The sequence below is a fragment of the Pseudomonas sp. KCJK8993 genome, from assembly GCF_046230915.1.
Taxonomy (GTDB): Bacteria; Pseudomonadota; Gammaproteobacteria; order Pseudomonadales; family Pseudomonadaceae; genus Aquipseudomonas; species Aquipseudomonas piscis.
The window spans coordinates 1-11,472 of sequence record NZ_JBJJLO010000160.1 but is presented as its reverse complement, the minus strand read 5'-3'; the positions used below and the strand labels follow the sequence as shown (position 1 = coordinate 11,472).

Annotated in this window: 1 protein-coding gene and 1 pseudogene; both read right to left on the bottom strand. The window is 65.5% G+C overall.

The window, feature by feature from the left end:
• On the bottom strand, positions 1-4,430 hold a 4,430-nt coding region (locus ACK6AU_RS29810; RefSeq protein WP_409303216.1), incomplete at its 3' end, for a non-ribosomal peptide synthetase.
• A gap of 380 nt (positions 4,431-4,810) precedes the next feature.
• A pseudogene (locus ACK6AU_RS29805) lies at positions 4,811-11,467 on the bottom strand (amino acid adenylation domain-containing protein); the annotation flags it as partial.
• Positions 11,468-11,472: the final 5 nt, after the last annotated feature.

Genomic DNA, 11,472 nt, shown 5'->3' with positions numbered 1-11,472 from the left:
AGGCTGATGCGCAACGGCAGCGTGTTGATGAACATCCCCAGGGCGCGGTCGGCGCCTTCGCCACCTTGCAGGCGCCCCAGCAAGACTGTGCCGAACACCACGTCATCGCGGCCGGAAACACCGCCCAGCACTCGGGCCCAGGCCAGGTGATACAGGCTCGCCGGGGTCACGCCCAATTCCCGGGCCTGTTTGCGCAGGCGCGTGTTGAGGGTGTCATCGAGTTGCAACAGCACCTCTTCCACCCCGTGGCCATCGCCTTGCACATCCTGCAGGCCAAACGGCAGGGTTGGCTCGTCGATATCCCCCAGCATTTCACTGAAGAACGCTTCGTGTTCTTCGCGGCTCACGCCCAGGCGCGCCTGCGCCACGTAGTTGCGATACGGCACCGAAGCCGGCAATTGTGCTTCTTCACCGCGGGTGTACGCTTCGACTTCGGCGATCAGCATGCGCAGGGAGGTTGCATCGTCCACCAGGTGGTGCAACAGCAACACGGCCACCCAGCGTTGGTTGGGGGCGTCCTCGCTGTAGCCGATGCGCATCAACGGGGCCTGGCGAATGTCCAGGCGATGGTGGCGCGGGTTGAGGCAGGCGGTCAGTTGTTCAGCGATATCACCGGCGGCCGGGTCCAGGGGGATTTCATCGAGGCCCAGTTGAGCCTCGCGCCAGACCACTTGTACCGGCTCGTCCAGGCGTTCCCAGACCACCGCCGTGCGCAGAATGTCGTGTCGCGAAATCACGCCTTGCAGTGCATCGGCGAAACGTGTCAGCCGCTCGCGGCTGGTGAAGCTGAAGGTCACGTATTGCAGATAGGGGTCGCCCTGGGCGGCCGCCAGATGGTGGTACAGGATCCCCTCCTGCAGGGGCGCCAGGCTGTAGATTTCCTGGACGTTGCGTGCCCCGCCCGGCACCGTCGCCACGATGCGCTCGATGGCGTCCTGATCGAGGTCCGCCAGGGGCAGCATGTCCGGGGTGATGTGATCGCAACCCTCGGGCACACGATTGGCGGGCACCTCCACGTCCTTGCGCGCACCGGCGACCGCCGAGGCCAGGGCCGCGAGGGTCGGCTGGCCGAACAGCACACGCACATCGGCACCGAGCCCGACCTGACGCATGCGCTCGATCAACTTGACCGCCAGCAACGAGTGGCCACCCAACTCGAAAAAGTGATCCTGGCGCCCGACCTGCTCGACATTGAGCAAGTCCTGCCAGATGGTCGCGATCGCCGCTTCGACCGCGCCTTGCGGCGCTTCGTATTGACGCCGCGCCAGTGCGTCGGCGTCCGGGGCCGGCAAGGCCTTGCGGTCGAGCTTGCCGTTGGTGGTCAACGGCAAGCTGTCGAGCATGACAAACGCGGCGGGCACCATGTACTCGGCCAGATGCACCAGCAACTGGGTCCGCAGGTCGGCGGCGTTCGGCGCCATGCCCTCATCACCAATCACATAGGCCACCAGGCGTTTGTCCCCCGGCGTGTCTTCACGGGCAATCACCACGGCTTCGCGCACGCCGTCACAGGCGGCCAGGCGCGCTTCGATTTCGCCCAATTCAATGCGGAAGCCGCGAATCTTCACCTGGTCGTCGTTACGCCCCAGGTAGTCGATGCTGCCGTCTGCCAGGCGCCGGCCGAGGTCACCAGTCTTGTACAGGCGAGCGCCGGGGCGGCCGCTGAACGGGTCGGCGATAAAGCGCTCGGCATTCAGTTCCGGGCGGTTCAGGTAACCACGGGCCACGCCCGCGCCACCGACGTACAGCTCGCCCACCACCCCGACCGGCACGGGCTCGCGTCGATCATCGAGCACATACAGCTGCAAGTCCGGAATGCCCCCGCCAATCGGGCTGCTCCCCACCAACTGCGCATCCGCCGCTGCAAGGGCACGATAAGTCACATGCACCGTGGTTTCGGTGATGCCGTACATGTTCACCAGTTGCGTACCAGCGTTGGCGGTACGCGCATACCAAGGCTTGAGTATCCCCGGTTCCAGCGCTTCGCCACCGAAAATCACCTGGCGCAGGGAATGCTTCAAGGCGCTCTGGCCCTGGGCGGCGATCAATGAACGGAAGGCACTCGGGGTCTGGTTGAGGATGGTCACACCGGCGCTGCACAGCAGCGCATAGCATTCATCGGGCGAGCGGCTGGTCAGTTGCGGCACCACCAGCAACTGCCCGCCGTGCATCAGTGCGCCCCAGATTTCCCAGACCGAGAAGTCGAAGGCGAACGAGTGGAACAAAGCCCATACGTCGTGATCGTCGAAGTGGAACCAGGCCTCGGTGGCGGTGAACAGGCGCGCCACGTTGCGGTGTTCGATCATCACGCCCTTGGGCAACCCGGTGGAACCGGAGGTGTAGATCACATAGGCCAGGTTCGCCGGCGTCAGGCCCGCGACCTGGGGGTTGTCGGTTGATTCGTCCTGGCAGTCGCCCGCATCCAGGGTGATCACCGGCACCGACAATTCGGCCACCCGGGTGTGGGTGGCCTGTTGCACCAGCACGGCCACCGGCGCGCTGTCTTGCAAGGTGTAGCTGATGCGTTCCTGGGGGTAGGCCGGATCGATCGGTACATAACCGGCACCGGCCTTGAGAATACCCAACAGGCCAATGATCATTTCCAGACCGCGCTCGACGCAGATCGCCACCCGATCATCCGGACGCACGCCCAATGCCAGCAGGCGATGCGCGACCTGGTTGGCGCGCTGGTTGAGGGCGCCGTAGCTCAGGCGCTGCTCATCGAACACCACCGCGACAGCGTCAGGCCGTGCCGCCGCACGGGCTTCGACCTGGCTGTGGATCAGTGCGCCATCGGCATACACCGTTGCGTTGCTGTTCCAGGCGTGCAGCAGATGATCGCGCTCGGTGGCCGGCAGGATACCCAGGGTTTGCAGCGGCGCCTGCGGAGTGTGTTCCAGCGCATCGACCTGACTCTGCAAGGCGGCATTGAGGTAGCGCGCGACGCGCTCGGCACCGATGTCGGGGCCCGCGAGTACGGTGATATGGAAATCCTCACCCAGGTCATCGAAGTTGACGGTCAAGGGGTAGTTGGTGCGTTCCTGTGCCCCGAGCGCTTGCATGCCGGCCCAGGCGGCCTGGGCTTCGGTGCTGGCGCCGGTGGCACTGTGGCGGTAATTGAGCATCGCGCTGAACAGCGGCGTCGGCGTGGCCACGGCGCTGCAGCGCTGGGCCAGGGCCAGCGAGGCGTGCTCATGTGCAAGCAGCGCGGTCAGGCGCTGATGGGTCAGCTTCAGGCCACTGCTCACGCTTTGCGCGCCGACGCTGACACGCAGCGGCAAGGTGTTGATGAACATGCCCAGGGCACGGTCGGAGCCCTCGCCGGCGTGCATGCGACCCAGCAGTACCGTACCGAAGACGACTTCCTCGCGCCCGGACACTTTGCCCAGCACTTGCGCCAGCGCCAGGTGCACCATGCTGGCGGCGCTCACGCCCATCTGGCGCGCCTGGGCACGCAGGCGCTTGCTCAAACCGCTGTCGAGCATCAGGTGGCTTTCGTCGATACCGCGACCATCCCCCTGAACGTCCTGCGCGCCGAAAGGCAGGGTCGGCTCATCGATGTCGCCGAGCATTTCGCGAAAGAACGCTTCATGCTGCTGTTGCGTCACACCCAGCAGAGCCTGGGCCACGTAGTTACGGTACGGCACCGGCTCGCCGAGGTGCTCGACCTGCCCCAGCAGGAAGGCCTGCATTTCGTGCTGCACCACCTCCATCGCGGTATGGTCCAGCGCCATATGGTGGAACATCAACACCGCCACCCAGCGCCGATTCGCTGAATCCAGCGCAAAAGCCATGCGCATCATCGGCGCCTGGCGAATGTCCAGGCGATAATGACGGGCATCGAAGCGACCTTGCAGTTGGGTCAGCACGTCACCGTCGCGCGGGTCCAGGTGCACTTCCTCACTGACCAGCGCGGCCTTGCGCAGCACCACCTGGACCGGTTCATCGAGGCTCTCCCAGACCACGGTGGTGCGCAGGATATCGTGACGCTTGATCACGTACTGCAAGGCCTCGGTGAACTGCTCCAGGCGCTCGCGGCTGTCGAACGCGTACTGCGATTGCAGCAGATACGGGTCACCCTGCTCGGCGGACAAGTGGTGGTACAGCATGCCTTGCTGCAACGGCGCCAGCGGGTAGATGTCTTGCACGTTGGCCAGGCCACCGGGCACGGCGTCGACAATCCGGTCGATGGTCGCCTGGTCCAGCGTCGTCAATGGCAGCATCGGCGGGGTAATGCGATAGGCCGGGCTCAGCCAGTCGCCACCGTTGCGGGCGATCAACTCAAGCAATTGCGCCTTGTGCCTGCGCAGGCTGTCGATCACCCCGTCATCGAGTCCCTCGTCGTCGCCCAGGATGATCAGGTCCTCCTCTTCACGTTGAAGATGGATCGCGTGAGTCGAAAGAACTGCCATCAATTCGCTGAAATGCATGGTGTGACCTGCTTAAGATTCGAAAACAATGACGAAAAAAGCCCGACGTCGTGCGTAACCGAAAAACCGGGCATCGAGCGTCGGCGCATGCCTTCCATGGGCTGAGGCGCCGCTGCCGACAGATGCAAAAAGTGATGGGATGAATGCGTGCCACAGACCTCCCCACAGGGCAGGAAAACTAAAACATCCGCACTGAGGTGTATGTCAGGGGAAGTCGGGACAATGCGCGGGGGCCCAGCGGATAAACACGCGGCAGCCGGTTTGCCCGGCTCCCACGGTTAAAGGTTCATGCCAGCGAGATTGGCCACACCGAAGCGCCCATGCGGGAGCCTTCCGGCCAAAGCACAACAGCTCCCACAGGGGAGCTGTTGCGCATCGCGTCAAATGCGCCGCTTGCGCTCAAGGGTCGGCACGCTGGACTGCGGCACCACCACGTGCTCCACCTGCCCCACCGCTGCCGCCATGGCGGCCAGCGTCGGTTGGGCGAGCAGCACACGCAAGTCAGCGTCCAGCCCTTGCTTGCGCATCTGCTCAACCAGGCTGACCGCCAGCAACGAATGCCCACCCAGCTCGAAGAAGTGGTCATGACGCCCCACCCGTTCAACCTTGAGCAGCGTTTGCCACAGCTGCGCCAATGCCACTTCCACCGGTCCCTCGGGCGCCTCGTAGGCACGGCTGAGCACCGCGTCCTGGTCCGGCGCCGGCAAGGCCTTACGGTCGACCTTGCCGTTGCCGGTCAGCGGCAGGCTGTCCAGGCGTACATAGGCGGCTGGCACCATGTACTCCGGCAACTGCCCCTGCAGGCGGGCGCGCAGAGCCTCGATATCCAGGCTTTCGCGTTCGGTAAAATAGGCCACCAGACGCTTGTGCCCTGGCTCGTCCTGGCGGGCCAGCACCACGGCCTCCTTGACGCCGGGGCAACCGGCCAAACGGGTTTCGATCTCGCCCAGCTCGATACGGAAACCACGGATCTTCACCTGCTGGTCGTTGCGCCCCTGATACTGCAAGGTACCGTCGGCGCGCCAGGCCACCAGGTCGCCGGTGCGGTACATCAGGCCGCCGTCGCTGAACGGGTCGGCGAGGAATTTCTCCGCCGTCAATTCAGCCCGGTTGAGGTACCCCAGCGCCACACCCTGGCCACCGACATACAGCTCGCCGGTCACCCCGACCGGCACCGGTTGCCGATGCGCATCCAGCACATAAGCGCGGCTGTTGCCGACCGGTTTGCCAATCGGAATGCTGCCCTCGTCCGCCCGGGTGATCTCATGGGTGGTCGAGAAGGTCGTGGCCTCTGTCGGGCCATACCCGTTCAGCAGATGCCTAGGGGCACCGCCCTTGAGTACCCGGGCAATCACGCTCGGGTCCAGCACATCGCCGCCGACGATCAGGTAGCGCAGGCGGGCAAAGGCCGGCAGCAAACCCTCGGCGTACTGATGGAACAACCCGGCGGTCATCCACAGCACGCTGACGGCCTGCTGCTGCAACAGAGCGGCAAACGGCTGTTGCGCCAACAGCGTGTCCTGGTCGATCACCACCACCGCGCCGCCATTGAGCAACGGCGCCCAGACTTCCAGGGTGCTGGCGTCAAATGCCGGGTTGGACGCGAACGCCACGCGGTCGTGCTGATTGAAATCGGCATAACCGTTATTGATCACCAGTCGTGTGATGGCGCGATGCGGCACCCGCACACCCTTGGGCGTACCGGTAGAGCCGGAGGTGTACATGATGTACGCTGCCGCCTCGCTGCTGACCACTGCCGCCGGATTGTCATCAGACCAGTGGCCCAAGTGCGTCTGGTCCAGATCGAGCCGCTGCACCTGCAACGCCTTGCCCAGCCCGGCGTGGCTCAACAGTAACGTCGCCTGGCTGTCGCTGAGCATGAAGGCCTGGCGTTCGACGGGGGCATTGACGTCCAGCGGCACATACACCAGCGCGCATTTGCTCAGGGCCAGTTGGCTCACGAGCAGGTCAACCGAACGCTCCAGCAGCACCGCCACGCTTGAACCCGCCGGCATCCCCAGGCTGGCCAGGTGATGGGCCAGACGGTTGGCACGGGCGTTCAATTGGGCATAGCTCACCTGTTGCTCGCCATGCACCGCCGCCACGGCCTGCGGCTGCGCCTGTGCCCACGACTCGAACACCTGGTGCACCGGCAGGCTCGCCGGATAGTCACGTACGGTGGCATTGAACCCGTGCAGCACTTGCCTGCGCTCCTCCGCGGGCAGGATCGACGGGTGCTGGAAAGCGGCATGGGGGGCCTGCTCCAGGGCATCGAGCAGATCGCCCAGCACCGTGGTCATGTACCCCAGCACGCGCTGGGCACCGACCGACCGCGGCGCCAGGGCATTGACCTTGAAGTCCTCGCCCACGTCGTCCACCGAAAGAATCAACGGATAGCTGTCGACCCCTTCACCGCCGATCATTTCGATCCCTTCCCAGGCCGCCCGGCTGGCGTCGCTGGCGCTGGCCGAACCGTGACGGTAATTGAGCAAGGCACTGAACAACGGCGCCGGCGCGGCAACCCCACTGCAGCGTTGAGCCAGGGTCAACGACGCATGCTCATGGGCGAGCAACTGGCTCAAGGCGGCATGGGTACGCTTGACGGCCACCGACACACTGTCATCGGTCAGGCGCACACGTAGTGGCAACGTATTGATGAACATGCCCAGGGAGCGGTCGGCGCCCTCGCCGGCCTGCAAGCGACCGAGCAACACCGTGCCGAACACCACGTCGTCGCGCGCCGACAGCGCGCCGACCACCTGCGCCCATGCCCAGTGATACAGGCTGGCCGCACTGACGCCCAGTTGTCGCGCCTGCTGGCGCAGACGCTGGCTGAACGCCGCGCCCAGCCAGTGTTCGGCTTCTTCGCTGGGGTCCCGCGCGCTGTCGATGCGTTGCACGCCAAACGGCAGCGTCGGCTCGTCGACGTCGCCGAGCATTTGGGCAAAGAACGCCTCATGGGCCGCGCGGTCCTTGCCCTGCATGGCCTGGGCGACATAGTTGCGGTACGGCACCGAAGCCCCGAGTTGCGCCTCACAACCACTCATGTGCGCTTCGATTTCCGCCACCAGCACGCCCATGGACGTGGCGTCGTTGACCAGGTGGTGGAAGCTGAGCATGCCGATCCAGCGCTGATGCTGCGGATCATGGGCGAAGCCCAGATGCATCATCGGTGCCTGGCGGATGTCCATGCGGTGACGCCCCGGGCTGAAGTGTTCGCGCAGTTGCGCCAGCACCTCGCCCGCTTGCGGGATGAACGCCTCAACCGTCAGTGGCGCCTCGCGCCAGACCACTTGCACCGGTGCTTCCAGTCGCTCCCAGAACAGGCTGGTACGCAGGATGTCATGGCGCGCGATCACCCGTTGCAGGGCCTGGGCGAACCCTTCCAGGCGCTGGCGGCTGTCGAACGCGAACAGCGCATGTTGCTGGTACGGGTCGCCCTGTTCGGCGCTGATATGGTGGTACAGCAAGCCCTCCTGCAGCGGTGCCAGGGCATAGATGTCCTGCACGTTGGCCACGCCGCCCGGGACACTGGCGACAATCCGCTCGATACTCGCCTGATCCAGTGTGGCCAGGGGCAGCAGGTCCGGGGTGATGTGCGTGCAACCCGGCTCGATGCGATTGCGCGGCACCGCTACTTCGTGACCGGCGCCCACGGAAGCGGCGAGCGCCGCCAGGGTTGGCTGGCTGAACAACACGCGGACATCGGCCTGCAACCCGGCCTGGCGCATCCGTTCCACCAGGCCCACCGCCAGCAATGAATGCCCGCCCAGTTCGAAGAAGTTGTCGTGACGCCCCACCTGCTCCAGCTTGAGCACTTCGGCCCAGATCTGCGCCAGGGTAGTTTCCACTGCCCCTTCAGGTGCTTCATAGCCACGGCTGGTCAGCGCGTCCAGCCCCGGTTCCGGCAGTGCCCGGCGGTCGAGCTTGCCGTTGGCGGTGAGCGGCATATGGTCGAGCCGCACATAGGCGCTCGGCACCATGTACTCGGGCAATTGCGCCTGCAACCAACTGCGCAAGTCCTCGATCGACACGGCTTGCGTCTCGGTGAAGTAAGCGACCAGGCGCGCCTCCCGCGCCAGCACCACGGCTTCGCGAACCTGGGCATGCTCGCCCAGGCGGGTTTCGATTTCCCCCAGTTCGATGCGCACACCGCGGATCTTCACCTGGTCATCGTTGCGCCCCAGGTAATCCAGCGTGCCGTCCGGCAACCAGCGCGCCAGGTCGCCGGTGCGGTACATGCGCGCCTGCGGGTCGTGGCTGAACGGGTCCTTGAGGAAGCGTTCGGCGGTCATTTGCGCACGGTTCAGGTAACCGCGCGCCACCCCGGCCCCGGCCACGTACAGCTCGCCGGCAACACCGACGGGCACCGGCTGTTGCTGCGCGTCCAGCAGATACACCTGGGTGTTGGCCACCGGCCTGCCGATATGCAGCGCCTGGCCGGCCTCGACCACGCCGGAGGTGGCGACCACCGTGGCTTCGGTCGGGCCATAGTTGTTGACCAGTTTGCAGCGCTGTGGCGTGTGGAACTGGCGCAGGCGGTCGCCACCGACCAACAGGGTCTTGAGGGTCGGGTGTTGCAGGTTCTGGCTGAAGGCGTACTCCGCCACCGGCGTGGGCAGGAAGCTGACGTCCAGCGGCTGCGCCAGCCACCACTTGAGCAGCGCATCGATGTCTTCGCCGCCCTCCCGGGCCGGTGGCAAGTGCAGGGTGGCGCCCACGCACAGTGCTGGCCAGACTTCCCAGGCCATGGCGTCAAAACCGAACCCGGCAACGCTGGAGGTGTGGCTCCCGTGCCGCAGCTCAAACGCGTCGCAGTGCCAGTTCACCAGGTTTTCCAGGGTCTGGTGCTCAACCATCACGCCCTTGGGCAGCCCGGTCGATCCGGAGGTGTAGATCACGTACGCCAGGTGCGCCGGGGTGAGCCCTTTGATCTGCGGGTTACCCTTCGACGGCCCTTGCCACAGGCGACTGTCCAGCTCCAGCACTGGCGCGGTCACGTTCGGCAGGCGCGGCGCCAGGGCGGGCTGGATCAGCACGGCCACGGGTGTGCTGTCCTCCAGCAGGTAACTCAAGCGTTCGGCCGGGTGCGCCGGGTCGATCGGCACATAGCACGCGCCCGCCTTGAGAATCGCCACCAGCCCGACCAGCATTTCCAGGCTGCGCTGCGCGCAGATGGCCACGCGGTCGTCGGGCCGCACGCCCAGTTCGAGCAACTGGTGCGCCAGCTGATTGGCCTGCCGGTTCAACTCGCTGTACGTCAGGCTTTGGCCCTGGTACACCACGGCCAGCGCGTGGGGGTACAGCTCGACCTGGGTTTCAAAACGCTGGTGAAGGGTGTGCCCGACGGGGAAGTCGATCCGCGTGGCGTTGAATCCGTTCAACAATTGCTGGCGTTCATGAGCCGGCAGGATCGACAGGTGATGCATCGGCGTGTCCGCTGCGTGCTCGAGCGCCTGTACCAGGCCCTCGACCACCCCCACGACATAGTCGCAGATGCGCTGCGCGCCCACCGAGGCCACCACCAGCGCGCTGAGGCTGAACTCCTGGCCCTGATCGTTGACGCTCAAGGTCAGCGGGTAGTTGCTGTGTTCCTGCGCCTGCAACAGCTGCATGCCTTGCCAGGCCTCGGCTTCGGCAGCGGACACCGGCGCGCCATGGCTGTGCCGATAGTTGAGCAAGGCACTGAACAGCGCCGTGGATTGCGCGACGCTGCTGCAACGTTGCGCCAGGGCCAGCGAGGCATGCTCGTGGGCCAGCAGGCCGTTGAGCCGCGCATGGGTGGCCTTGAGCGCAGCTTGCACGCCGACACCTCCCAGGTCGACACGCAACGGCAGGGTATTGATAAACATCCCCAGCGCCCGCTCCGCCCCGTCGCCGCCTTGCATGCGGCCCATCAGCACCGTGCCGAACACCACGCGTTCGGTACTCGACACCACACCCAGCACCTGAGCCCACGCCAGGTGGAACAGGCTGGCGGGGCTGACGCCCAGTTGCCGCGTCTGCACCCGCAGGCGCCGACTCAGCTCGGCGTCCAGCGGCACATAGGCTTCCTCCACCGGCTCGTCATCGGCCATCCCTTGCAGACCAAAGGCCAGGGTGGGCTCCTCGATGTCCGCCAGCTGTTCGCGGAAGAACCGTTCGTGCGCCTGCTCGCCCTGCCCCAGGCGGGTTTGCGCCACATAGTTGCGGTACGGTACCGGGGCCTGCAGCTGTGCCGTCTCGCCCATGAGGAAGGCTTGCATTTCCTGCTGCACCACCTCCATGGCCACGTGATCGAGGATCATGTGATGGAACAACAGCGTGGCGACCACGCGGCCATCGCTGGCCTCTTCGGCATACAGCAGCTGCATCATCGGCGCCTGGGTCAGGTCCAGGCGTGGCTGGCGGATATCCGGCGACGCACGCTGCACCGACAGCCGCGCAGTGCGCCACACCACCTGCATCGGTTGTTGCAGGCCCTCCCAAACCACGCTGGTGCGCAGGATGTCATGGCGTTCGATCACCTGTTGCAGCGCTGCGCTGAACGCGTGCAAGCGCTCGACGTGCTCGAAGGCGTAGCGCAATTGCATGACGTAAGGGTCGCCGTGCACCGCGCTGAGGTGGTGATAGAGGATGCCTTCCTGCAACGGTGCCAACGGGTAGATGTCCTGCACGTTGGCCGCGCCACCGCTGACCGTCGCGACGATGCGCTCGATGCTCGCCTGGTCAAGGGTGGCCAGCGGCAACATCGACGGCGTAATGCGGGTGCAGTCGGCCGGGATCAGGTTGGCCGGTACCGCCTGCTCTTCGCTCGCCCCCACCGATGCGGCCAGCGCCGCCAGGGTCGGCTGATTGAACAAGGTGCGCACGTCCGCCTTCAAGCCGGCTTCACGCATGCGGCCCATCAAGTTGACCATCAACAGCGAATGGCCGCCCAGTTCAAAGAAGTGGTCGTGACGCCCGACTTGCTCCACCTCGAGCAGTTCGCACCAGAGCCGCGCCAGGGTGATTTCCGTCTCGCCCACCGGAGCCTCGTACTCGCGCACCAGCACCGACGTGC